Source organism: Leifsonia sp. 1010, assembly GCF_031455295.1.
In the GTDB taxonomy this organism is placed as follows: Bacteria; Actinomycetota; Actinomycetes; order Actinomycetales; family Microbacteriaceae; genus Leifsonia.
Genome location: NZ_JAVDSL010000002.1, coordinates 506,063 through 530,870 on the forward strand (window position 1 = coordinate 506,063; position 24,808 = coordinate 530,870).

Consider the following 24,808-nt stretch of genomic DNA (forward strand, 5'->3'; position numbering starts at 1 on the left):
CGACGCGGCACGACGGAACCGAGATTGAGAGTCACGTGGCACACGAGCACGACGCAGCCGGCACCACGGCAGCGAGCACCCCCCAGCAGACCGGTCGCGCCCACGACGAGCGCGCCGCCTACGATTTCGCCGCCATCCAGGACAAGTGGCTCCCGGTCTGGGAAGAACTGCGGCCGTTCGCGACCGACGACCCCGCCGACAGCCGCCCGCGCAAGTACATCCTCGACATGTTCCCCTACCCGTCTGGCGACCTGCACATGGGTCACGCTGAGGCGTACGCCCTGGGCGACGTGATCGCGCGCTACTGGCGCCAGCAGGGCTTCAACGTGCTGCACCCCATCGGCTGGGACTCGTTCGGCCTGCCCGCCGAGAACGCCGCCATCAAGCGCGGCCTCGACCCGGCCGGCTGGACCAACGACAACATCGCCCAGCAGAAGGCGAGCATGCGCCGCTACGCGCCCAGCTTCGACTGGGACCGCGTGCTGCAGACCTCCGACCCGGCGTACTACCGCTGGAACCAGTGGCTGTTCCTGAAGCTGTACGAGAAGGGCCTGGCGTACCGCAAGGCGAGCCAGGTCAACTGGTGCCCGTTCGACCAGACGGTTCTGGCGAACGAGCAGGTCGTCGGCGGTCGCTGTGAGCGGTGCGACAACCTGGTCACCAAGAAGAAGCTGACCCAGTGGTACTTCCGGATCACGGACTACGCCGACCGCCTGCTGGACGACCTGAACCAGCTGGAGGGCGCCTGGCCGTCCAAGGTCATCTCGATGCAGCGCAACTGGATCGGGCGCTCCACGGGCGCGGACGTCACGTTCCGCATCGAGGGCCGTGACGAGCCGGTGACCGTCTACACGACGCGTCCGGACACGCTGTACGGCGTGACCTTCATGGTGGTCGCACCCGACTCCGACCTGGCCACCGAGCTGGTCGAGGGCGCGCGCCCAGAGGTGCGCAAGCGCTTCGACGACTATTTGGAGGTCGTGCGCGGCACCACCGAGATGGACCGCCTGAGCACGGAGCGCGAGAAGACCGGCGTGTTCCTGGAGCGTCACGCGATCAACCCGCTGACCGGGGAGCGCATCCCGATCTGGGCCGCCGACTACGTGCTGAGCGACTACGGTCACGGCGCGATCATGGCCGTGCCCGCGCACGACCAGCGCGACCTCGACTTCGCGCGCGCCTTCGATCTGCCCGTGCGGGTGGTGGTCGACACGACGCAGCCGGTCACCGGTGCCATCCCGGTCATCCACACGGACCCGGAGACCGGGGAGCCGATCCTGCCCGAGGAGGCAGCGCTCGAGAACCCGTCCGAGACGGGCGTCGCGCTGACCGGGGAGGGACGCCTGATCAACTCCGGGCCGTTCGACGGGCTGAGCAAGTCCAACGCGATCCGTCGCGTGACCGAGGCACTGCAGGCGTCGAACCTGGGCGCACCGGCGAAGAACTTCCGCCTGCGCGACTGGCTGATCTCGCGACAGCGCTACTGGGGCACGCCCATCCCGATCATCCACTGCGAGCAGTGCGGCGAGGTGCCGGTGCCCGAGTCGGAGCTGCCCGTGCTGCTGCCTCCGGCCGAGGGTCTCGACCTGCAGCCGAAGGGCACCAGCCCGCTGGGCGGGGCGACCGACTGGGTCAACGTCTCCTGCCCGAACTGCGGTGGACCGGCCACGCGCGACACGGACACGATGGACACATTCGTGGACAGCTCCTGGTACTTCCTGCGCTTCCTGTCGGCGAACGACGACACCCAGGCGTTCGACCCGCGCGAGGCGGAGAAGTGGGCGCCGGTCGACCAGTACGTCGGCGGCGTGACCCACGCCATCCTGCACCTGCTGTACGCCCGGTTCATCACGAAGGTGCTGTTCGACCTGGGCTACATCAGCTTCACGGAGCCGTTCACGGCGCTGCTGAACCAGGGCCTGGTGCTGATGGACGGGTCGGCGATGTCGAAGTCGCGCGGCAACCTGGTGAAGCTGTCCGAGCAGCTGGACGAGCACGGCGTGGATGCGGTGCGCCTGACGATGGCGTTCGCCGGCCCGCCGGAGGACGACATCGACTGGGCGGACGTCTCGCCGTCGGGGAGCGCGAAGTTCCTGGCACGCGCCTGGCGGATCGCCGACGATGTCACCAGCGCGCCCGATGTGGTCTGGAAGACGGGCGACCCGGCGCTGCGCCGCGTCACCCACCGGTTCCTGGCCGACGCACCAGGACTGGTCGAGTCGTTCAAGTTCAACGTGGTCGTCGCCCGCCTGATGGAGCTGGTCAACGCAACGCGCAAGGCGATCGACTCCGGTCCGGGCGCGGGAGACGCCGCCGTCCGCGAGGCCGCCGAGGTCATCGCGATGGCGCTGAACCTGTTCTCCCCGTACACCGCGGAGGACATGTGGGCGAAGCTCGGCTACGAGCCGTCCGTGGCGCTGGCGCAGTGGCGCAAGCCCGACCCGACCCTGCTCATCGAGGAGGCGGTGACCGCCGTCGTGCAGGTGGACGGCAAGGTGCGCGATCGCCTGGAGGTGTCGCCGAAGATCGCGTCCGACGAGCTCGAGGCCCTGGCCCGCGGCTCCGAGGCGGTGGTGCGCTCGGTCGGCGACCGCGAGATCGTCAACGTGATCGTGCGCGCACCGCGACTGGTCAACATCGCGACGAAGCCGCGCGGCTGAGCGCATCGCCCGCTTGAGTGCAGCGCCCGCCTGAGCGGGCACGTCGTCGGGAGCGCCGGGTTGTTCACAGCCCGGCGCTTCTGCCGTCTCTCCACGGATGCGGTGGTAATCGGGTTCCGCGCCTGCGGTGCTTCGTAGCGTGAGGGCATGCGACACCGTGCCGAGCCCTCAGCCGTCGGTTTCGGCGTGCCTGAGCGGTCCGGTTCGGAGCCGGTTCCGGACGTCCGTGCCGAGGGCTCGGAGCTCACGGATACGGCCATTGGTCCCGCTTCGCGGCGGGTTCGTATCGGTGTGGGCGCGGCGATCGTGCTGGCGATCGTCGCGGCGGTCGTTGCCGTGCTGCTGTCGTCCACGGCGCAGCAGGGGACGTCGGTCGACCTCGGTGCGACGGACCCGCCGTCCGCCGGCGCGAGCGGCGGAGCGTCCTCCGGCACGCCTGCCGGCGGCGGCCGGCTGCTCCTGCACGTCACCGGTGCGGTGCGGGAGCCGGGCCTCGTCGACCTCCCGGCGGGGTCCCGGGTGGTGGATGCGGTCGCCGCCGCCGGGGGAGCGGCGGACGATGCCGACATCGCCGCGGTCAACCTCGCGCGGCCCGTCGCCGACGGAGAGCAGTTGGTGGTGCCGCGGATCGGTGACCCGCCTCCGGTGGGTGGGCCGGCGTCCAGTGGGTCGTCCGCCGGGACCGGCGGAGCAGGAGGCGCGACGGGCGCGCCGGTGAATCTCAACACGGCGACGCCGACGGAGTTGGAGACGCTGCCGAGGATCGGCCCGACGCTCGCTCAGCGGATCGTCGACTGGCGAGCAGCCAACGGTCGGTTCGGCGCCGTCACCGACCTCCTGAAGGTCTCCGGCATCGGTCAGAAGCTCTTCGACGGCCTCATGGATCGGGTCGTCGTCTGATGCCCGACCTGCGTCTCGCGCTGCCCGCCTGCGCGCTCTGGATCGCCGCCGCCGCGCTGATCGGCGTGCCGGACGCCGCGTGGGCTGTTGCGGCGGCGTGCGGCGCGGGTGCCGGAGCCACCCTGGCGTGGTGCGTGGGCGCGGCGGTGCTCCGTCGCCGCGGACCGGCGATGCGGGCGTCACGTCCGGTATTGCCGGTCGTCGCAGTCGTGCTCGTCGCTGTCGCAGTCGGGTCCGTTGCGGTCGCGGTGCAGGCGGCGGCCCGCGAGTCACAGGGACTCGAAGCTGCGGTGGAACGATCAGAGACCGTCTCCCTCCTCGTGCGTGTCGAGCGGTCACCACAACGGATCGCCCCGGGATTCGACGGTGGCGCACGCTGGAGCCTGCGTGGCCGGACCGAGGGCGACGCGCGGTCCGTTCCGGTCTCTGTGCTGTTCGGCGCGAGCGAGCAGGATGCCCGCGCGTGCGCGTTCGGAGCCGTCGTCCGCATCCACGGCACCGTCCAGCGGGACGAGCCGGGCGAGCCGACGACCTACACGGTCAGCGCTCGGGACGACGTGACCGTGGCCGCTGGACCGCCGCCGTGGCTCGGCTGGGCGGCGTCCGCACGCGAGACGTTCGCGCGAGCCGCGGCGACCACTCCGGGAGACGGTGGCGCGCTGCTCCCCGGGCTCGCGATCGGTGATGAGACCGCTGTGTCGGTCGACCTCGAAGAGGCGATGAAGGCGGCATCGCTCAGCCACCTCACGGCGGTCTCCGGGGCGAACTGCGCTCTCGTGATCGCCCTGGTGTTCGGACTCGCGCGTCTGGCGGGACTCGGACGCCGCTCGCGCATCCTGACCGCCGCCGCAGCCCTGGCGGCCTTCGTGGCGCTGGTCGGGCCGGGGGCGAGTGTCATCCGGGCGGCCGTCATGGCGGCGGTGCTGCTGGTCGGACTTGCGCGCGGGCGGCCCGCGGACGGCGTTCCGGCCCTGGTTCTCGCGATGATCGTGCTGCTGGTGCACGATCCCTGGCTGGCGCGTGATTACGGTTTCGTGCTGTCGGTGCTCGCCACAGCCGGGCTGCTCGTCCTCGCGGGACCGCTGAGCCGGCTCCTCAGCCGGTGGATGCCGCGGTCGCTGGCGATAGCCGTGGCCGTTCCCACGGCCGCCCAGCTCGCCTGCCAGCCGGTGCTGCTCCTGCTCGCACCGACCCTGCCGCTGTACGGCGTTCCCGCGAACCTGCTCGCCGAGCCGGCCGCACCGGTGGCCACGATGCTCGGCTGCATCGCGTGCGCGCTGCTTCCGCTGGCGCCTGGGCTCGGTCAGGCGGTGGTCTGGGTGGCGTGGCTGCCGTCGGCCTGGATCGCCCAGGTCGCGGTGTTCACGAGCCGGCTGCCTGGCGTCGCGGCGCCGTGGGCGCCCGGGCTGGTGGGCGTCCTGTTGAGTGCGGCCGTCCTCGTCGCGGTCGCCGTGATCGTCCTCGGGCGGAACTCTTCGCGGGTCGTCTCGATCGTCGCCATCGTCGCCCTGTGCGGGGGAGCGGTCGTCTACCTCGCGACGCTGGGCGGCGGGCTGGTCGGGCGCGCGCTGGCGCTTCCGCCCGATTGGCAGCTGGCCGCATGCGACGTCGGGCAGGGAGACGCCCTGCTGATCCGCGACGGCGGCGCCGTCGCCATGATCGACGTCGGGCGGGAGCCGGAGCCCGCGGCGGCCTGCCTCGGCCGCCTGGGCATCGACCGGATCGACCTCCTCGTGCTGAGCCACTTCGACGCCGACCATGTCGGCGGGCTGTCCGCTGTAGCCGGTCGCGTCGAGCACGCGCTCGTCCAGCGCCCGGTGCGCGATGCCGACGAGCGCACGCTCGCGATCCTCCGGGCCGCCGGAGTGCCGACTGAACGAGGCCACGCAGGGCTGTCGGGACGGCTGGGAAGTGTCAGCTGGCGAGTGCTCTGGCCGCCGGCGCAGCCCACGGGCGCCCAGGAGGACACGGGGAATGCGGGCAGCATCACGCTGGAGACCGACGGTCGAGGCCTCCGTGCGCTGTTCCTGGGCGACGTGGGCGAGGAAGCCCAGAATGCACTCGTCGCCGCCGGCGAGGCGCGCCCGGTGGATGTCGTGAAGGTCGCCCATCACGGGTCCGCCGATCAGAGTGCGGACCTGTACGGTCGGCTGCACGCCAGGCTCGGGCTGGTGTCGGTGGGCGTGCGCAACGGCTACGGGCATCCGACGGCGTCGGCGCTCCGGATGCTGGCGGACAGCGGAACGGCCGTCGGTCGCACCGACGAGCAGGGGATGCTTCTGGTCTCGCCGTCGCCGCCGGGCGGCACCGGTCCGACGGTGCGGCTCTGGAGCGAGCGCACGCCGGACAGCACTGACAGTGGCCGCCCGTATCCTGGATACGGACGAGGAGGAATGTGGCCACCCGAAGCAGCAGCAGAACCGGTGCCGGCAAGACGCGCGCCGCCGCGAGCGCGATCCCGCAGCTTCCCTGGAACCAGGTGCGCGCCGCGCCGATCGTGCTCGTCACCGGGTCCGAGGGATTCCTCGCCGACCGGGCCGTCCGCACGCTCCGCGACGCGCTCAAGGCCGAAGATCCCAGCCTCGAGATCAGCGACCTCCACGCGGGCGACTACGCCCCCGGCGAGCTGCTCACGCTCGCGAGCCCCTCCTTGTTCGGCGAGCCGCGACTGATCCGCGTGGAGGCCGTCGAGAAGCTCAACGACGCCTTCCTGTCGGACATGCTCGCCTACCTCGAAGAGCCGGCCGACGGCACCGTGGTGACCCTCCGCCACGGTGGAGGCGTCCGAGGCAAGAAGCTGCTCGACGCGATCCGCTCGGGCACCGGCGGCGGAATCGAGATCGTCTGCACAGAACTTAAGAAGGACGCCGAGAAGTACGACTTCGCCCAGGCCGAGTTCGCAGCGGCCGGTCGCAAGGTGACCCCGGGCGCGCTGCGGGCGATCACATCGGCGTTCTCCGACGACCTCGCCGAACTGGCCGCCGCCTGCCAGCAGCTGCTGTCCGACTCGTCCGAGCAGATCACCGAGGCCACCGTCGACAAGTACTACGGCGGTCGGGTCGAGACGAACGCCTTCCAGGTCGCGGATGCCGCGATCGCCGGCCGTCACGGTGAGGCTCTCGTCACCATGCGGCACGCACTGGCGTCAGGTGCCGACCCCGTCCCGATGGTGGCCGCTTTCGCCAGCAAGATCCGGACGATGGCCAAGATCTCCGGCGCGCGCGGCGGCTCCGGTCAACTGGCGCAGCAGTTCGGCCTGGCGCCGTGGCAGGTCGACCGCGCACGACGCGATCTGGCGGGCTGGACGGAGGAGGGGCTCGGTCGCTGCATCGAACTGCTCGCCGAGACCGATGCCAACGTCAAGGGCGGCGGCCGCGACCCGGTGTTCGCGCTCGAGCGGATGATCCGCGTCATCAGCGCGCGCGGTCGCGGCTGACAACACGGTCGCGCACGTCTGAGGCTCGGGCGCGCCCTTCACGGACGCGCCTGAGCCACGGTCGCGCGGGCCAGAAACGCAGAGAGCCCCCGCCCGGACCGAAGTCCAGGAGGGGGCTCTCTCGCGGCGCGGGACAGGTCCCGCTGGCGGTCGTCGCTTAGAGCGCGGCGACCTGCTTGGCGATGGCCGACTTGCGGTTCGCCGCCTGGTTCTTGTGGATGACGCCCTTGCTGGCCGCCTTGTCGATCTTCTTGGCGGCGACGCGCAGCGCCGCGGTCGCCTTCTCCTTGTCGCCCGACGTGACGGCCTCACGGGTGGCGCGGATGGCGGTCTTGAGCTCGCTCTTGACGGCCTTGTTGCGCTCCTGAGCCTTCTTGTTGGTGCGGTTGCGCTTGATCTGCGACTTGATGTTTGCCACGAATGGTCACTTTCGTTCTGGATGAGTTAGGGATGTGCCGCTCAGCGGAGAGGGCGCCTTGCGGCGTTTCGTGCGGACACATCCACACGCAAGCCAACAAACAACATTACCAGCGCAGACCGCCCAGCGGCAAAACGGTGCGGATCGAGGTCAGACGCGAGCGGGCGCGTACGACCCGACGAGCAGCTCCTCGAGCAGGCTCGGACCGTTCGGCTCCCAGCCCAGGTCGATGCGCGGACGGGTTCCGCGCGCCTGCTGGTCGAGCAGCAGCGCGTCCGCGAGCGCCTCGCCCAGGCGGCCGCGCGACTCGTCGACCGACTCGGCGGCGACCCCGCCGGCGATTCCGGCTGCCTGCGCGGCGGCCTCCCCGAGCTCCCGGACGGTCGGGTTCTGCCCGCCCGCTCCGATGTACGTGGCACCGGCCGCGCCCCGCTCGAGCGCGAGCACGTAGAGGGCGGCGAGGTCGTCGACGTGCACCGTGGCCCAGTGCTGCGATCCATCGCCGATGAGCCGGAGCGCGGGCACCGTGCCGGAGCCGCGGGGCGCATCCACGATGACGTTGGCGAGGCCCTTGCCGTGGCCGTAGACGATCGACGGGACGACGAGGGTGGCCCGCACGCCCTCGGCCTCGCGGACGAGCTTCTCGGCCGATGCGCGCCACGCCGTGAGCGCCGGCGGCTGCGCGGGCGACTCCTCGGTGATGTCGTCGTTGTCGCCGTACGTCCAGATCCCTCCGGTGTGCACGAACGGCTTGCCGGTGCCGGCGAGCCCGGCGAGGACGGCCGGCACGAGCACCGCGTCGACGTCCTTCGACGACGCCAGGTGGATCACGCCGTCGCTCTCGCGCGCCGCACCCTCCACGAGCGCGGCGTCGGCCGCATCGCCGACGAGGGGAGTCGCGCCCGCCGCGCGAACGGCTTCCGCCTTCTGGTCGTCGCGGACCAGCGCGGTGACGCTGTGGCCCTCGTCGAGGAGCCGGGGGAGGACAGAGGATCCGATGAAGCCGGTCGCGCCGGTGAGCAGGATGTTCATATCGTCCACAACACGACCGTCCCGCGAACATTCCCCAGGTCCGCTGTCCGGGGGTGCCCGGCGCAGGGGCGCGCGTAGGCTCGTTCCATGACCACCTCCAGCATCGCCATCGTCAACGGTTACGTCGTCCCCGTCTCCCAGGAGCCGATCGAGAACGGCGTCGTCCTCGTCAAGGACGGGGTCATCGAAGCGGTCGGAAGCGCCGACGACGTGTCTGTGCCGAAGGGTGCGACGGTGGTGGATGCGGCGGGAAAATGGGTTCTGCCCGGGTTCATCGAGTCGCACGGACACGTGGGCATCCATGAGGAGGCGAACGGCCCCGCGGGTGACGACACCAACGAGATGACCACACCGAACACCGCAGCAGTTCGCGCCATCGACGCCATCAACATCGACGATGAGGGCTTCCGGGACGCGCTGTCCGGTGGCGTGACCTCGGTGGTCGTGAAGCCCGGTTCCGGCAACCCGATCGGCGGTCAGACCGTCGCGATCAAGACCTGGGGCGGCCGGATCATCGACGAGCAGGTCATCCACGAGGCGGTGAGCGTGAAGTCGGCGCTCGGCGAGAACCCGAAGCGCGTATACGGTGCGAAGAACACGACCCCGAGCACCCGTCTCGGGGTCGCGATGATCATTCGCGAGGCGTTCATCGCCGCTCAGAACTACCGGGTGCAGCGCGAGAACGCCGAGCTCGAGGGCAAGCCGTTCGAGCGAGACCTGGCCAAGGAGACCCTGGCGCGCGTGCTGGACGGCGAGCTCGCCTGGGATCAGCACACCCACCGCCACGACGACATCGCCACGGCGCTGCGCCTCGCCGACGAGTTCGGCTACCGCCTGGTGGTCAACCACGGCACAGAGGCGCACAAGATCGCCGACGTGCTGGCCGAGCGCGACATCCCGGTCATCTTCGGTCCGATGTTCACCTCGCGATCCAAGGTCGAGCTGCGCGACCGGGCGATCGCCAACCTGGCGACCCTGGCCCAGGCGGGAGTCCGCGTCGCGATCACCACGGACCACCCGGTCGTCCCGATCAACTTCCTCGTCTATCAGGCGGCCCTCGCGGTCAAGGACGGCCTGCCGCGCCAGACGGCTCTCGAGGCGCTGACGGTCAACCCGGCCGCTTTCCTCCGCCTCGACGACCGCGTCGGCTCGCTCACGCCGGGTCTCGACGGCGACGTCGTCGTCTGGTCGGGCGACCCGCTCGACGTGAACTCGCGCGCCGAGCGCGTGTACATCAGCGGCGCCGAGGTCTACCGGTTCGAAGACGGCCGCGGTCACGTGGTGGAGCGCTCCGAGCGCTTCGCCTGAGCAGCCGGCCTGCCTGGCGTCCGGTCGTCGGTGCGTCCGGTGGCCGGACGTTCATGGGAGAATGGCCGGACGATGTCACCACGAGCTCTTCAGGCCCTCGAGCCCGCCGCGACCGACCCGGCCTCCATCCGCAATTTCTGCATCATCGCGCACATCGACCACGGCAAGTCGACCCTGGCCGACCGGATGCTGCAGATCACCGGCGTGGTGTCCGACCGGGATATGCGCGCCCAGTACCTCGACCGCATGGACATCGAGCGTGAGCGCGGCATCACGATCAAGAGCCAGGCCGTGCGCATGCCGTGGCAGGTCGACGGCGACACGTTCGCGCTCAACATGATCGACACCCCGGGCCACGTCGACTTCACCTACGAGGTCTCCCGGTCCCTCGCCGCGTGCGAGGGCGCCATCCTGCTCGTCGACGCCGCCCAGGGCATCGAGGCGCAGACCCTCGCGAACCTCTACCTGGCGCTGGAGAACGACCTCACCATCGTCCCCGTGCTCAACAAGATCGACCTGCCCGCGGCCGACCCGGACAAGTACGCCCAGGAGCTGGCGAGCCTCATCGGCGGGAAGCCGGAGGACGTGCTCCGCGTCTCCGGCAAGACCGGGATGGGCGTCGAGGCCCTCCTCGACCGCGTCGTCGCCGAGATCCCGGCCCCGGTGGGCAACGCCGACGCCCCGGCCCGCGCGATGATCTTCGACTCCGTCTACGACAGCTACCGCGGCGTCGTGACCTACGTCCGCATGGTCGACGGCAAGCTGCAGCCGCGCGAGCGCATCCAGATGATGTCCACCCGCGCCACCCACGAGATCCTCGAGATCGGCGTGTCCGCCCCGGAGCCCACCCCGTCGAAGGGTCTCGGCGTCGGCGAGGTCGGCTACCTGATCACCGGTGTGAAGGACGTCCGCCAGTCGAAGGTCGGCGACACGATCACGACCGCGGCGAAGCCCGCCACCGATGCGCTCCCCGGCTACACCGAGCCGAAGCCCATGGTGTTCTCGGGCCTCTACCCGATCGACGGCAGCGACTACCCGGAGCTGCGCGAGGCCCTCGACAAGCTGAAGCTGTCGGATGCCGCACTCGTCTATGAGCCCGAGACCTCTGTCGCGCTCGGTTTCGGCTTCCGCTGCGGCTTCCTCGGCCTCCTGCACCTGGAGATCATCACCGAGCGGCTGTCGCGCGAGTTCGGCCTCGACCTCATCACCACCGCCCCGAGCGTGATCTACGAGGTCACGACCGAGGACAAGAAGACCGTCACCGTGACCAACCCGAGCGAGTTCCCGGGCGGCAAGATCGAGAAGGTCGAGGAGCCTGTCGTCAAGGCGGCCATCCTCGCGCCGAAGGACTACGTCGGCGTCATCATGGAGCTCTGCCAGAGCCGCCGCGGCTCCCTGCTCGGCATGGAGTACCTCGGTGAGGACCGCGTCGAGATCCGCTACACGATGCCCCTCGGCGAGATCGTCTTCGACTTCTTCGACCAGCTGAAGTCGAAGACCGCCGGCTACGCCTCCCTCGACTACGAGCCGTTCGGCGAGCAGGAGTCCGACCTCGTCAAGGTCGACATCCTGCTGCAGGGCGAGACGGTGGATGCCTTCAGCGCCATCGTGCACCGCGACAAGGCCTACGCCTACGGCACGATGATGGCGTCCCGTCTGCGCGAGCTCATCCCGCGCCAGCAGTTCGAGGTCCCCATCCAGGCCGCCATCGGCGCCCGCATCATCGCGCGCGAGAACATCCGCGCGATGCGCAAGGATGTTCTGGCCAAGTGCTACGGCGGTGACATCACCCGCAAGCGCAAGCTCCTCGAGAAGCAGAAGGAGGGCAAGAAGCGCATGAAGATGGTGGGTCGCGTCGAGGTCCCCCAGGAGGCCTTCATCGCGGCGCTCTCCGGCGACACGGAGAAGAAGGACAAGAAGTAGCTTTCGTCACCGGCCGGCCTGCGAACCCCCGTTTCGCGAACCCGCTCGACATGGCGGATGATGAATATATGCGCCGCTCGACGTTCACCGACCAACCCGTCACGTACGGGGCGGTCGGCGGCACCCAGGCGGCCGATCTGCTGTACTACCCGCCGAAGGGCTACAAGCCGCTGGAGCGCAGCATCCGGCTGGGCAGCGGGGACGAGCGGTTCGAGACCGCGGCGACCGCGCTCATGGCGTGGGGCGTGCAGAAGGGCAGCGGCATCCAGGTGACGGATGTGCGCGAGGGCACCGGCGTGCAGTACGAGGGCGTCGAGTTCGGCCCGGACGGCACGCCCGTCCGCATGCGCGAGAACCGTCCGGAGGAGGACGTGTTCGCCGACGACGGCACCCCGTTCGTCCGCAACGGCATGACTGCCGTGCTCAAAATCCCGTTCGGCCCGTTCCGCGTGTCCGCTCCGATCCGCGTCGTCTACGTCGTCGACGAGCCTCACCGGCGCGGGTTCGCCTACGGGACGCTGCACGGGCATCCCGAGAGCGGCGAAGAGCTGTTCCTGGTCGAACAGCGCGACGACGGCACGGTCTGGTTCGTGCTCCGCGCGCTGTCGCGGCCCTCCAACGCGTTCTACCGTCTGGTCGCGCCGGTGCTGGCGATGGTCCAGCGCCGCTACACGGCGAAGTACCTGCGCGCGCTCCACCCCGTCCGGTCCGCCTGATGCCGAGCGTCCTCCCGATCGGCGACCCCGCGCCGGCCGACGGCCTGCTGCCCGCGAGCGCCGCCGACGGTGCGCACGAACGCGACTTCGGCGTCTACCTTCACGTGCCGTTCTGCCGCGTGCGGTGCGGCTACTGCGATTTCAACACGTACACGGCGACCGAGCTCCGCGGCGTCTCGCAGTCGGACTACGCGGGTCATGCAGTGCGTGAGGTCGGATTCGCCGCCGATGCCCTGCGCGCGAGCGGCGTGTCCGACCGCACGGTGTCGACGGTGTTCTTCGGCGGCGGGACGCCGACGTTGCTTCCGCCCGGCGACCTCGCCGCGATGCTCGGCGCCGTGCGAGACGCGTGGGGTCTCGCCGACGGCGCCGAGGTCACCACCGAGGCGAATCCGGACTCCGTGGATGCGGACGACCTGCAGCGACTCGCCGACGCCGGGTTCACCCGGGTGTCGTTCGGGATGCAGTCCGCCGTCCCGCATGTGCTGGAGACGCTGGAGCGCACGCACGACCCTGCTCGCATCCCGCTGGTGGTCGGCTGGGCGCGTGAAGCCGGCCTGCAGGTCAGTCTCGACCTGATCTACGGGACGCCGGGGGAGTCGCTCGACGACTGGTCGCGCAGCCTCGACACCGCCCTCGCCTGTGAGCCGGACCACCTGTCCGCCTACGCGCTGATCGTCGAGCAGGGCACCAAGCTGGCTCGACAGATCCGCTCCGGGCAGGTGCCGGAGCCCGACGACGACCTCGAAGCCGACATGTACGAGCTGGCGGACACGCGCCTCTCCGACGCCGGCTACGAGTGGTACGAGGTCAGCAATTGGGCGACCGACGCATCCCACCGGTCCCGCCACAATCTCGCCTACTGGCTCGGCCACGACTGGTGGGGCATCGGACCGGGGGCGCACAGCCACGTCGGCGGCGTCCGCTGGTGGAACGTGAAGCACCCCGCGGCCTACGCACAGCGCGTGCTGGCGGGGGAGTCGCCCGCAGCGGGCCGGGAGACGCTCGACGCCGAGACCCGGCGGGTGGAGCGGGTGCTGCTGCTCTCGCGCATCCGCGACGGGCTGCGCACGGCCGAACTGGGAGAGGCGGGCCGGCACGAGGTGCCCGGTCTGATCGCCGACGGTCTGGTGGACGGAAGAGCCGCCCTCCGCGGATCGATCGTTCTGACCCTGCGGGGGCGGCTCCTGGCCGACGCGGTGGTGCGGCGGCTGCTGGCGGACGAGGCCGCCTGAGAGATGCGTCGCGTCTAGCTGACGAACCGGATGGCGATCGGGTACGTGTAGTACTCGCCCTGGTTGGCCTTCACGGCCGCGATGATGCTGAACACGATGTTGAGCACCCAGGCGGCGAGGATCACGAAGATCCCGATGAAGACGATCGAGAGCAGACCGCCGACGACGTACGCGATGAAGATGGTGATCTGGAAGTTCAGCGCGGTGGCGGTGTGGGCGCGGACGAACGGCCCGCGGTCCTTCAGCACCAGGTAGCCGATGAGCGCGGGGATCCAGTTGAACAGGATGCCGCCGATCTGGACGAGCGTCGCCCAGAGCTTCTCATCGGCGGGGCTGAGCTGCTGCGCGCCGCCTCCGTAAGGCTGCTGTGGTGGCGGCGGCGGGGGTGTCGCGGACATGGCGCGGTTCTCCTCAAGAGCTGGGGATGGACGTGTTCGGCCCCCAGCCTAGGGCGCGGGAGCGCAGGCTGAAAAGAGCCTGAACGCGCCGACGCCCGGCTGGGGGCCGAGTGCTGCGTGACGGGAGCTACTTGATGAAGCGGAAGTTCACCGGGTAGCGGTAGGTGCCTCCGCTGTTCACGCGGACGAAGCCGAGGATCGAGAACACCAGGTTGACGATGTACAGCGCCCACGGGATGAGCAGGCCGAAGAGCAGGTAGCCGATCCCGTAGGTGAAGCTGCCGATGATCACGCCGATGATCTGCGAGGCCACCCAGGCGATGATCCACGTGATCTGCCAGTTGAGGGCCTCCTTGGCCTCCTGGTTGGTGAGGCGGCCGCGGTCCTTGAACACGAGCCAGATGATCAGCGACGGGAGGATCCAGAGGATGCCGCCGAGATGGGCGAATGCGGCCCACTGCTTGTCCTGCGCGGCGTCGAGCGGGGCGGCGGGTGCGGCGGCGTACGGCTGCTGCCCGGCGGGCTGGCCGTACGGCTGCTGGGGAGGGACGTTGGAGTAGGGCTGCTGGGGCGGAACGCCGCCGGGCTGCTGCGGGGGGACCCCACCCGCAGGGTCGGTCGGCTGGTTCGGGTCGGTCATTCGGCGGAACCCTTTCGTGATCGGCTGCGACGGTGCGTCGAACCGGTGAGCATACGGTACTGCGGCCGTGTCACAGGCAGCAATCATCCGCGCCGCGTTTCGACGCGGTAGGATTGGCACTCAGGAAGAGCGAGTGCTAAACGGTCGACGGGAGGCGGAGATGGTCTCGGAACGCAGCCTCGAAGTGTTGCGCGTCATCGTCCAGGACTACGTGGCGTCGCGCGAGCCGGTCGGTTCGAAGAGCATCGTCGAGCGCCACTCCTTCGGAGTGTCCGCCGCGACGATCCGCAACGACATGGCGCTGCTGGAGGAAGAGGAGCTGATCGCGGCCCCGCACACGTCCTCCGGGCGCGTCCCCACCGACAAGGGCTACCGGCTGTTCGTCGATCACCTGGCGGAGATGCGTCCGCTCACCTCGGCCCAGCGCACCGCGATCGAGACGTTCCTCGGCCAGTCGGTCGACCTCGATGATGTGCTTTCGCGCACCGTCCGGCTGCTCTCCCAGCTGACCAACCAGGTCGCGCTGGTGCAGTATCCGTCGGTCGCGCGCTCCCGTATCCGCCACATCGAGCTGGTCGCTCTTGCCTCGCACCGCCTGCTGAGCGTGCTCATCACCGATTCCGGCGCCGTCGAGCAGCGCGTGATCGAGCTTCCCGCCGATCTGAGCGATGAGGATGTGGCCGAGATCCGCGGCGCGATCAACGGCGCGGCGGCGGGCCTGACCCTGGCGGAGGCCGCCACCCGGCTGCGCGAACTGCCCGACGCTCTCACCGAGCGCACGCGCGCCCTGGTAGAGCCCGTGGCGAGCGCACTCCTCGACCAGATCGCGGCCAACCGGCAGGAGAAGCTGGTCATGGCAGGCGCGGCGAACCTGGTGCGCACCGAGCTCGACTTCCCCGGAACCATCACCCCGGTCCTCGAGGCGATCGAGGAGCAGGTCGTCCTGCTCCGGCTGTTCGACGAGATGGCCACCGACCAGCACGGCGTCGCCGTCAGCATCGGCCGCGAGAACGCCGGCTTCGGGCTGACGGAAGCATCCGTGCTCTCCAGCGGTTACAGTGCGGCGGGATCGGATGTGGCCCGCGTCGGGCTCCTCGGACCGCTCCGCATGGACTACTCGGGCAACATGGCCGCCGTCCGCGCGGTCGCCCGCTACCTCTCCCGGCTGCTCGGCGACCAGTAGGCCGCACCAGCATCCGGCGATCACCACACGCGACGAAAGAAGAAGGAACAGCCCCACGTGGCCGACCACTACGAAGTCCTCGGCGTCGAGCGCGACGCCAGCCCCGACGAGATCAAGAAGGCGTACCGCCGGCTGGCGCGCGAGCTCCACCCGGACGTCAACCCCAGCGCCGAGGCGCAGGAGCGCTTCAAGCTCGTCACGCACGCCTACGACGTGCTCAGCGATCCGCAGCAGCGCCAGCAGTACGACCTGGGCGGCTCCGGCGGCTTCGGCGGAGGTGCAGGCGGCGCCGACTTCGCCGGCTTCAGCGACATCTTCGAGACGTTCTTCGGCGGAGGCGGCGGGGCGACCCGCGGACCGCGGTCCCGTCGGGAGCGCGGACAGGACGCCCTGCTGCGGGTCGAGGTCGACCTCGACGAGGTCATCTTCGGCACGCACCGCGACCTGGAGGTCGACACGGCGGTGGTCTGCGAGACCTGCAACGGCTCGTGCTGCCAGCCGGGCACGCAGCCGGTGACCTGCGACATCTGTCACGGCACCGGCAGCATCCAGCGCTCCGTCCGCTCGCTGCTCGGCAACGTGATGACGTCGAGCCCCTGCGGCACCTGCCGCGGCTACGGCACCGTCATCGCGACGCCGTGTGTGACCTGCCAGGGTCAGGGCCGCGTGCGCGCCCGCCGCACCGTGCCGGTCGACATCCCCGCGGGCGTCGACACGGGGCTGCGCCTGCAGATGCCGGGCAGCGGCGAGGCCGGCCCCGCCGGCGGCCCCAACGGCGACCTCTACCTCGAGATCAAGGTCAAGCACCACGACGTGTTCAGCCGCGACGGTGACGACCTGCTCTGCACGCTGGAGCTGTCGATGACGGATGCGATCCTCGGCACGACCGCGACCGTGAAGGCGCTTGACGGCGACATCCGGCTCGAGCTCAAGGCCGGGACGCAGTCCGCCGACATCATCACGGTCAAGGACCGCGGCATCACGCACCTCCGCGGCACCGGCCGCGGCGACCTCCGGGTCGGCATCCAGGTGGTCACTCCGACGAAGCTGGACCACAAGGAGAAGGACCTGATCAAGAAGTTCGCCGCAGCCCACAAGGGTCCGGAGCCGTCGCTGGCCCGTTTCCAGCAGGGGCTGTTCGCGAAGCTGCGCGACCGGTTCCTCAACCTCTAGCGGGCTATGGCGTCCCTCTACCTGCGCGAAGACCTCGACGACGTCGAGGTCGGCTCCCGGCTGTCGCTGACCGGCTCCGAGGCGAAGCACGCCGCGACCGTGAACCGCACGCGCCCGGGGGAGTCGGTGCTCATCGGCAACGGGCGGGGGCTCGTCGCGTCGGGCGAGGTGCTGGTCTCGACGAACACCGAGCTGACGATCGACGTCGAGTCGGTGTCGCGCGTCGAGCGCGGGGCCCCGACGATCACGCTGGTGCAGGCGCTCGCCAAGGGCGACCGGGATGAGCTCGCGATCCAGGCCGCGACGGAGTTGGGTGTGGATGCGGTGGTGCCGTGGGCGGCATCCCGCTCGGTGTCGCGCTGGGAGGGTGCGAAGGTCGCGAAGGGCCGGGAGCGCTGGGCGACGATCGTGCGGGAGGCGGCCAAGCAGTCCATCCGCGCCTGGACGCCCCAGGTCGGCGAGCTGGCGACGACCAAGCAGATCGCCGCGCTGGCGGCTTCGGCGCGGGTGCTCGTCCTCGAGCCGGATGCGACCGAGCCGCTGACCGCCGTCGAGCCCGACGGCCGCGACCTGGTCCTCGTTGTCGGTCCGGAGGGCGGGATCGCGCCGCAGGAACTCTCCGCTTTCCGCGACGCGGGCGCCGAACTCGTGCGCCTGGGCGACACGGTGCTCCGCACCTCCACGGCCGGCCCCGCCGCCCTCGCCGTCCTCAACGCCTCCCTCCACCGCTGGTGACGCGCCCCTCACCCTCACCCGCCACCGTCGAGTCCGCAAACTTTGCACGCTCTGAGAGGGTTTCGTGTACAAAGTTCGCGGACTCGACGGTGGGCGGACGGCCGGCGGGAGCGACTCGGCCGAGCGTCGGAGGGGGCGAATAGGATAGGGGTATGGCAGAGACGGAGCGTTCGATCTTCTCCCGCATCATCGCGGGCGAGATCCCGGCCGACGTGGTGTACGACTCGGAGCGCCTGATCGCGTTCCGCGACATCGCCCCGAAGGCGCCCGTGCACCTCCTCGTCGTGCCTAAGACGGAGCAGTACCGCAATGTCGCCGAGCTCGCTGACGGCGATCCGGAGCTGCTGGCCGAACTGGTCGCGACGGCGAAGCGCCTCGCCGACGAGCTCGGCGACGGCGATTTCCGTCTGGTCTTCAACACGGGCGAGCGCGCGGGTCAGACCGTGTTCCACGTCCACGCACACGTATTGAGCGCACCGGGTGACGGCCCGGGCCTCGAGGAAGGAAGCCTTGCCCTCTAGCGAATCCACCGCCTCCGGAGCGACTCCGGGCGACGGCGCCGAGGTGCGCCTGAGCGTCGACGGCGTGCAGATGGTCCGCCTTCTCGGACCCCAGGATCGCCTGCTCACCACGCTGGAACGGCAGTATCCGCTCGTCAGCGTCCACGTGCGCGGCAACGAGATCGCCCTGAGCGGCGACGCCGGCCAGGTGGCCGAGGCGCAACGGCTCGTGGAGGAGCTGCTCCAGATGGTGCGGAACGGGCAAGACCTGTCGCCCGCCGAGGTGACGAGCTCCGCCCGGATGCTCGGCACCGACCTCAACCTGAGCCCGTCGGACGTGCTCGGCCAGGCCATCCTCACGGCGCGCGGCAAGAGCATCCGCCCGAAGACGCTCGGTCAGAGCCAGTACGTCGACGCGATCGACCACAACACGATCGTCTTCGGCATCGGCCCCGCCGGAACCGGCAAGACGTACCTCGCGATGGCGAAGGCCGTCCAGGCGCTGCAGCGTAAAGAGGTCAACCGGATCATTCTGACGCGTCCGGCGGTCGAGGCGGGCGAGCGGCTCGGCTACCTGCCCGGCACGCTGACCGACAAGATCGACCCGTACCTGCGCCCGCTGTACGACGCGCTCAACGAGATGATGGATCCGGAGCTCGTCCCGAAGCTGCTGGCGGCCGGGACCATCGAGGTCGCCCCGCTCGCCTACATGCGCGGCCGCACCCTCAACGACTCCTTCATCGTGCTCGACGAGGCCCAGAACACCACGCCCGAGCAGATGAAGATGTTCCTGACCCGTCTCGGCTTCAACTCCAAGATGGTCGTCACCGGCGACATCACCCAGATCGACCTGCCGAACTCGGCCAGCGGCCTGCGGCTCGTCACTCGCGTGCTCAACGACATCGACGACATCCACTTCGCGCGGCTGACGAGCGAAGACGTCGTTCGACACAGCCTGGTCGGGCGCATCGTCGACGCCTACACCGAATACGACGCGCGCCAGCAGGCGCGGCACTACGAGCGCGAGCAGGCAGCCGAGTTCGCCAATCGCGCCGAGCGCCGCTCCGGCGGACCGCGCGACCACCTCCCGAAGCGACGATAGGGCCGCAGTGAGCATCGAGATCAACAACGAGTCGACCATCGAGGTCGACGAGGCCGCCCTGCAGCGCCTCGCCGGCTACGCCTTCGACATCCTGCACGTGCACCCCGACGCGGAGCTCGCGATCGTGCTTGTCGACGAGGCCGCCATGGAGCAGCTGCACGTGCAGTGGATGGACGAGCCGGGCCCGACCGATGTCCTCAGCTTCCCGATGGACGAGCTGCGCCCGGGAACCGAGGAGGAGCCGTCGCCCGCGGGTCTGCTCGGCGACGTCGTGCTGTGCCCGCAGGTCGCCCAGGTGCAGGCGGAGACGGCCGGCCACTCGCTGATGGATGAACTGTTGCTGCTCACCACGCACGGCATCCTGCACCTGCTCGGCTTCGATCACGCGGAGCCGGCCGAGGAGCGCGAGATGTTCGCCATCCAGCGCGACATCCTCGTCGGCTTCTCGCGCTACGACCGACAGCGGTAGGGGGCGGGATGCTGCAGGCGCTGTTCTTCATCGTCGCGTTCCTGCTGGTGGCTTTCGGCGGTCTGATGGCCGCCGTCGACTCGGCCCTCGCGGTGCAGTCGCGCGCCGACATCGCCGATCTCGCCGAGACCTCCCGGGCGAAGAAGTCGCTGCGCGCGATCGCGGAGGACCCGGGCGCCTACTTCAACGCCATCAGCTTCACCCGCATCATCGCGGAGACGACAGCGGCGGTCCTGGTCACCCTCGCCTTCGAGCAGATCTTCGAGCAGTGGTGGGTCTCGTTGATCCTGGCCGCGCTCATCATGACGGCGGTGTCGTTCGTTCTCGTCGGCGTCAGTCCGCGCAGTGTCGGCCGGGCCAACTCCACGCTGCTGCTCCGCCTCACCGCGCCGATCGTGCGCTTCGTGCGTGTCGTGCTCGGCCCCATCCCGGGCGGACTGGTCGCCCTCGGCAATCGCGTCACGCCGTCACGCGCTCGTTCGGCGCCGGTGACGAGCGAGGAGCAGCTGCTGTCGATCGTCGACGAGGCGACCGAGTTCGATGTGCTCGAGGAGGACGACCGCGAGCTCATCCACTCGATCTTCGAGTTCAACGCGACCGTGGTGCGCGAGGTGATGATCCCGCGCACGGACATGATCACCGTCGACTCCACCGCCGGTCTCGGCACGGCCATGGGGCTGTTCTTCAGCACCGGCGTCTCGCGCATGCCCGTCATCGACGGCGGCGACCCGGACGAGGTGGTGGGCATCCTCTACCTGAGGGATGCGGCGAAGCTGAGCTTCGAGCGTCCCCTCGGCGCGGACGAGCTCACCGTGCGCGACCTGGCCCGCCCCGCCCTGTTCGTGCCGGAGTCGCAGAAGGCCGACGCCCTGCTCGCCCAGATGCAGCGCGAGTCCAACCACCTCGCGATGGTCGTCGACGAGTACGGCGGCATCGCCGGACTGGTCACCCTCGAAGACCTCATCGAGGAGCTGGTCGGCGACATCTCGGACGAATACGACCACGAGGTCGCGCTGATCCAGGCGATCGGGGAGGGCCGCTACCGCATCGCGACCCGGCTGCCGATCGACGACCTGGCCGAGCTGTTCGACACCGAGATCGAGGAGGAGGACGTCGACAGTGTCGGCGGTCTCGTCACGAAGGCGCTCGGGCGTCTGCCCGAGGTCGGCTCGGCGGTCACGGTGCACGGGCTGCGCTTCACGGTCGACCGTATCGAGGGCCGGCACAAGCACGTCGCGACGGTCATCGTCGAGCGGGATGCCGCCCTGCTTCCGGAGGCGGACGGCGAGACCGCCGGCTCGCGCGACTCCCGCGACTCCCGCGACGACGACCGCCGCGCGGCACGGCATGACCGGCACGGCGACACGCGACACGGCGACAACCGCCACGGTGACCTCGGCGATTCCCGCCGCGACACCAGACACACCCAGGAGAGCAGATCGTGACCGACTACCACGCCGGATTCGTCTCGTTCGTCGGCCGCCCCAATGTGGGCAAGTCGACGCTGACCAATGCCCTCGTCGGCGAGAAGGTCGCCATCACGAGCTCGAAGCCGCAGACCACCCGGCGCGCGATCCGCGGGATCGTCCACCAGAAGGACGGCCAGCTCATCCTGGTCGACACCCCGGGCATCCACCGGCCGCGCACGCTGCTCGGAGAGCGGCTCAACACGCTCGTCCAGTCGACCCTCGGCGATGTCGACGTGATCGGCTTCTGCGTCCCCGCCGACGAGAAGATCGGCCCGGGCGACCGGTTCATCAACGAGCAGCTGGACGAGTACCCGCGCGCCAAGAAGGTTGCGATTGTGACCAAGGTGGATGCGGCGGCCAAGACGCAGGTGGCCGAGCAGCTGCTCGCGGTGTCGGCGCTGCGCGAGTGGGAGGCGATCATCCCGGTGTCGGCGGTCAGCCGCATCCAGCTCGACACCCTGACGTCGGAGCTCATGAAGCTGCTTCCGGAGTCGTCGGCGCCGCTCTACCCGGACGAGGCCATCACCGACGAGGGACTCGAGGACCGCATCTCCGAGTACATCCGCGAGGCCGTCCTGGAGGGTGTCGAGGACGAGCTGCCGCACTCGCTGGCGGTGACGATCGACGACATCATCGAGCGCGACGACAAGGACCTCGTCGAGGTCTACGCCAACCTCTTCGTCGAGCGCGACAGCCAGAAGGCGATCGTGATCGGCAAGGGCGGCAGCCGCATCCGCGACGTCGGCGCCACGGCCCGTGTGCCGATCGAGAGGCTGCTCGGGCGCCACGTGTTCCTGTCGATCCGGGTGAAGGTCGCGAAGGACTGGCAGCGTGACCCGAAGCAGCTGGGGCGGCTCGGGTTCTAGGCGGAGGAGGCCGTACATCCCGAGGATGATTCCGGCCGCTGGATGCGCTGCGGCGCACACCCGGACCGTACGGTAGAAGCATGCCCGACCGCCGCAGACTGCTGAGCGCGCTCGCTCCGCACCGCTGGGTGCTGGAGCCGGCGCTGGCCGTCGTGCTGTTCGCGGCGTGGCTGGTGACCGGTCTGCCGTACGACCTGGCGGCGGGCCTCGCACTCGTGTTCTACTGCGCCGCGGTCGCGCTGTCCCGCATCCTGCCCGGCGTCGCGCTCGGCCTCGTGTGGGTCGCCGTCCTGCTGGAGCTGACCGAGCAGGAGTCGCTGGACGGCGCCTTCCGGGTGATCTCGGCGGTCGCGGTCGTCGCGTCGCTGGTCGGCGTCGCCGCGCACGGCGGGCGGGTGCTCCGCTGGCTGGACTTCTCGTCGGCGATCATGCTCGCCCCGGCCGTCGCCTACCTGTTCACGGTGCGCGGCGACCTGAAGTTCCCGCAGTTCGGTCCGGTGATCGGCGGGTATTACACCAGCCAGGGCATCGGTTTCCTGCTGATGAGCCTGCTGCTGGCGGTGATCTTCGTCGCCGCCTGGCTGCTCGGCTTCCTGGTGGCGCGGCAGCGCGCGGCCAATGTGACCGCCTCCGGCTCGCGCGGCCCGTCCGTCCTGGTCTGGCTGGCGTCCAACGGCGGGATCGAGTCCGGCGAGGACGACCCGTCGCGTCCGGAGCTCGTCCGGCGGCTCACCCGGACGCAGCTGACCACCGACGTCGCCGGCGCCATAGCGCTGGCCGTGTTCTCCCTGCTCATCGCCGGAGCCGACCGGTCGGCGTTCCTGGTGACGATCGTGTTCGCGGTCGCGGTGGCCCTGCGCCGGATGTCGCCCGCCGTCGCCCTCTCGCTCGCGTGGTTGGCGGCGGTGCTGCAGATGACCACCGGGCACAGCATCCTGGTCAGCAATCTCGCCGTGCTCATCGTGCTGTACGCGACCGCCGCCTATGGCGACCGGATCGTCCGCGCCGCCGGCCTCATCTCGGCCGGGATCGGGGCGCTGGTCGCCGCCCTGTACCTGACCGTGACGGCGGCGGTCGCGCAGGGCTACTACGACCTCCTGTCGAGCGCGATCGCGAGCGTCGCGCTGCAGTTCGCGTTCCTGTTCGTCGTGAGCGTCACGGTTCTCGGCCTGTCGTGGGTGCTCGGCCTGCTCATGCGCACTTGGCGCAACGCACGGGTCGCCCGACGAGCCCGGGCGGAGGCCGAACTCGACCGCAATCGGGCGGTCGAGGACGTCGTGGTCGAGCAGGAGCGCACCCGCATCGCCCGGGATATGCACGACGTTGTCGCCCACTCGCTCGCGGTCGTCATCGCCCAGGCGGACGGAGCGCGATACGCCCGGCGCACCGACCCCGACGCGGTGGATGAGGCGCTCGCGACCATCGCATCCACCGCCCGGTCGGCGCTCGGCGACGTGCGCGTGCTGCTCGCCGAGCTGCGGCAGTCGCATCCCGCCGACTCCGCACGCGAACCGGGTGCGCACGACGGGCCGCAGCCGTCGCTGGCCGACCTCGATCAGACGGTCGAGCACATCCGCTCGGCCGGTCTGGCGGTCGAACTGGAACGGCAGGGGAGCGTCGCGGCTCTTGGCTCGGCGCAGCAGCTCGCCGCCTTCCGCATCGTGCAGGAGGCTCTGACCAACGCACTGCGCCACGGCGACACCAGCCGCCCCGCGAGCGTGGTGCTCGCGGAGGCGCCGGCCGAACGCGGACCAGGAATCGTCATCACCGTGAGGAACACCATGAGAGACACGACCCTCGAACCGACCACGACCGGCTCCGTGCCGCGCATCGGCCACGGGCTGCCCGGGATGCGCGAGCGCGCGTCCCTCGCCGGCGGATATCTCACGGCAGGGCCGATGAGCGGGGAGTTCGTGGTCACCGCCTTCCTCCCGGGAGCGGTCGCGTGAGCGGCGCCACGGTCGAGGCGGTGCCCATCCGGGTGCTGCTCGTCGACGACCAGCCGCTGTTCCGCGCGGGCGTGCGGATGCTGCTCAGCTCGCAGGACGACCTGGAGTTCGCGGGGGAGGCCGGCAACGGGCAGGAGGGTGTGCGCCTGGCGGCGGAGACGCGTCCGGACGTCGTGCTGATGGATATCCGGATGCCCGTGATGGACGGCATCGCGGCTACGAGCGCGATCATCGCGGATGCCGAGCGCGCTGGACGCACCGCGCCACGGATCGTGGTGCTGACGACATTCGATCTGGACGAGGCGGCCGCTCGCGCGATCCGCGGCGGCGCGAGCGGGTTCGTACTGAAGGATGCGGAGCCCGAGTTCCTGCTGGCCGCCATCCGCACAGTGCACGCGGGCAGTGCGGTCATCGCGGCCGGGGCGACGCGCGAGCTGTTCGAGTACTTCTCGTCCGCGCAGCCGGTGCGGCCGGAGCCGCCGGAGTTCGCCTCCCTCACCTCCCGCGAGCGGGAGATCTTCGTGCTCGCCGCCCGTGGCCTGAGCAACGCGGAGATCGCGGGGTCGGAGTTCCTCAGCGAGGCGACCGTGAAGACGCACATCTCGCGCATCCTCGCGAAGCTGGGGCTGCGCGACCGCGTGCAGATGGTCGTCTACGCGTTCGAGCACGGCCTGACCGCCGCCGAGTAGCCGCGGC

At 70.2% G+C, this 24,808-nt stretch carries 21 protein-coding genes and 1 pseudogene; 18 read left to right on the top strand and 4 right to left on the bottom strand.

What is annotated here, in order from left to right:
- The first annotated feature begins 35 nt into the window (after nt 1-35).
- From leuS to holA, 4 genes and pseudogenes are all read left to right on the top strand, one after another.
- Nucleotides 36-2,660 (top strand): leucine--tRNA ligase, encoded by a 2,625-nt coding sequence (gene leuS, locus J2Y42_RS13135; protein WP_309859333.1) that lies wholly within the window; start codon nt 36-38, stop codon nt 2,658-2,660.
- Between the two features lie 147 nt (nt 2,661-2,807).
- Nucleotides 2,808-3,560: a ComEA family DNA-binding protein gene (locus J2Y42_RS13140; RefSeq protein ID WP_309859336.1), complete on the top strand. Its 753-nt coding sequence runs from the start codon at nt 2,808-2,810 to the stop codon at nt 3,558-3,560.
- A 170-nt stretch (nt 3,561-3,730) separates the two neighbouring features.
- Nucleotides 3,731-5,338 (top strand): annotated as a pseudogene (locus J2Y42_RS13145) (ComEC/Rec2 family competence protein); the annotation flags it as partial.
- A gap of 617 nt (nt 5,339-5,955) precedes the next feature.
- Complete coding sequence (holA, locus tag J2Y42_RS13150; RefSeq protein ID WP_309859339.1) at nt 5,956-6,996, top strand: DNA polymerase III subunit delta; 1,041 nt, start codon at nt 5,956-5,958, stop codon at nt 6,994-6,996.
- Nucleotides 6,997-7,153: 157 nt separating this feature from the next.
- Here holA and rpsT read toward each other — a convergent pair whose 3' ends face one another.
- Nucleotides 7,154-7,414, bottom strand: coding sequence for a 30S ribosomal protein S20 (gene rpsT / locus J2Y42_RS13155; RefSeq protein ID WP_309859342.1), 261 nt, complete (start codon nt 7,412-7,414; stop codon nt 7,154-7,156).
- A gap of 150 nt (nt 7,415-7,564) precedes the next feature.
- Nucleotides 7,565-8,446 (bottom strand): NAD-dependent epimerase/dehydratase family protein, encoded by an 882-nt coding sequence (locus tag J2Y42_RS13160; RefSeq protein ID WP_309859549.1) that lies wholly within the window; start codon nt 8,444-8,446, stop codon nt 7,565-7,567.
- 87 nt (nt 8,447-8,533) lie between these two features.
- Here J2Y42_RS13160 and J2Y42_RS13165 point away from each other — a divergent pair, with 87 nt between their 5' ends.
- The 4 genes from J2Y42_RS13165 (at nt 8,534) to hemW (ending at nt 13,628) form a co-directional block, all read left to right on the top strand.
- Nucleotides 8,534-9,754: an amidohydrolase gene (locus tag J2Y42_RS13165; RefSeq protein ID WP_309859344.1), complete on the top strand. Its 1,221-nt coding sequence runs from the start codon at nt 8,534-8,536 to the stop codon at nt 9,752-9,754.
- 72 nt (nt 9,755-9,826) lie between these two features.
- Complete coding sequence (gene lepA, locus J2Y42_RS13170; protein WP_018190904.1) at nt 9,827-11,677, top strand: translation elongation factor 4; 1,851 nt, start codon at nt 9,827-9,829, stop codon at nt 11,675-11,677.
- Between the two features lie 50 nt (nt 11,678-11,727).
- Entirely contained in the window at nt 11,728-12,393 is a 666-nt protein-coding gene (locus tag J2Y42_RS13175; protein ID WP_231371035.1) for a DUF1990 family protein, read from the top strand.
- Nucleotides 12,393-13,628: a radical SAM family heme chaperone HemW gene (gene hemW / locus J2Y42_RS13180; RefSeq protein WP_309859346.1), complete on the top strand. Its 1,236-nt coding sequence runs from the start codon at nt 12,393-12,395 to the stop codon at nt 13,626-13,628. The genes J2Y42_RS13175 and hemW overlap by 1 nt, the downstream gene beginning before the upstream one ends.
- Nucleotides 13,629-13,642: 14 nt before the next feature.
- Here the strand turns inward: hemW and J2Y42_RS13185 are convergent, their stop codons facing one another.
- Nucleotides 13,643-14,026 (bottom strand): DUF4870 domain-containing protein, encoded by a 384-nt coding sequence (locus tag J2Y42_RS13185; RefSeq protein WP_018190907.1) that lies wholly within the window; start codon nt 14,024-14,026, stop codon nt 13,643-13,645.
- A gap of 127 nt (nt 14,027-14,153) precedes the next feature.
- Nucleotides 14,154-14,666, bottom strand: a complete 513-nt coding sequence (locus tag J2Y42_RS13190) for a DUF4870 domain-containing protein (RefSeq protein ID WP_309859349.1) — start codon at nt 14,664-14,666, stop codon at nt 14,154-14,156.
- A 160-nt stretch (nt 14,667-14,826) separates the two neighbouring features.
- Between J2Y42_RS13190 and hrcA the strand changes: the two genes are divergently transcribed.
- The 10 genes from hrcA to J2Y42_RS13240 all read left to right on the top strand — a co-directional run bounded on the left by hrcA (nt 14,827) and on the right by J2Y42_RS13240 (nt 24,801).
- Nucleotides 14,827-15,849 (top strand): heat-inducible transcriptional repressor HrcA, encoded by a 1,023-nt coding sequence (gene hrcA / locus J2Y42_RS13195; protein WP_018190909.1) that lies wholly within the window; start codon nt 14,827-14,829, stop codon nt 15,847-15,849.
- Nucleotides 15,850-15,906: 57 nt separating this feature from the next.
- Nucleotides 15,907-17,022, top strand: coding sequence for a molecular chaperone DnaJ (gene dnaJ, locus J2Y42_RS13200; RefSeq protein ID WP_309859351.1), 1,116 nt, complete (start codon nt 15,907-15,909; stop codon nt 17,020-17,022).
- 6 nt (nt 17,023-17,028) lie between these two features.
- On the top strand, nt 17,029-17,757 hold the full coding sequence (locus tag J2Y42_RS13205) for a 16S rRNA (uracil(1498)-N(3))-methyltransferase (RefSeq protein ID WP_309859353.1): 729 nt from the start codon (nt 17,029-17,031) through the stop codon (nt 17,755-17,757).
- A gap of 152 nt (nt 17,758-17,909) precedes the next feature.
- Nucleotides 17,910-18,278 carry a histidine triad nucleotide-binding protein gene (locus J2Y42_RS13210; protein WP_309859356.1) on the top strand — a complete coding sequence of 123 codons (369 nt, stop codon included), beginning with the start codon at nt 17,910-17,912 and terminating at the stop codon, nt 18,276-18,278.
- Nucleotides 18,268-19,359 (top strand): PhoH family protein, encoded by a 1,092-nt coding sequence (locus J2Y42_RS13215; RefSeq protein WP_020074831.1) that lies wholly within the window; start codon nt 18,268-18,270, stop codon nt 19,357-19,359. The genes J2Y42_RS13210 and J2Y42_RS13215 overlap by 11 nt, the downstream gene beginning before the upstream one ends.
- A 7-nt stretch (nt 19,360-19,366) precedes the next feature.
- Nucleotides 19,367-19,828, top strand: a complete 462-nt coding sequence (ybeY, locus tag J2Y42_RS13220; protein WP_018190914.1) for an rRNA maturation RNase YbeY — start codon at nt 19,367-19,369, stop codon at nt 19,826-19,828.
- 8 nt (nt 19,829-19,836) lie between these two features.
- Nucleotides 19,837-21,273: a hemolysin family protein gene (locus J2Y42_RS13225; protein ID WP_309859358.1), complete on the top strand. Its 1,437-nt coding sequence runs from the start codon at nt 19,837-19,839 to the stop codon at nt 21,271-21,273.
- On the top strand, nt 21,270-22,163 hold the full coding sequence (gene era / locus J2Y42_RS13230; RefSeq protein WP_309859360.1) for a GTPase Era: 894 nt from the start codon (nt 21,270-21,272) through the stop codon (nt 22,161-22,163). Before J2Y42_RS13225 ends, era begins: the two co-directional genes overlap by 4 nt.
- Before the next feature lie 80 nt (nt 22,164-22,243).
- Nucleotides 22,244-24,112: a histidine kinase gene (locus tag J2Y42_RS13235; protein ID WP_309859361.1), complete on the top strand. Its 1,869-nt coding sequence runs from the start codon at nt 22,244-22,246 to the stop codon at nt 24,110-24,112.
- Nucleotides 24,109-24,801, top strand: a complete 693-nt coding sequence (locus J2Y42_RS13240) for a response regulator transcription factor (RefSeq protein WP_309859363.1) — start codon at nt 24,109-24,111, stop codon at nt 24,799-24,801. Before J2Y42_RS13235 ends, J2Y42_RS13240 begins: the two co-directional genes overlap by 4 nt.
- Nucleotides 24,802-24,808 lie beyond the last annotated feature (7 nt).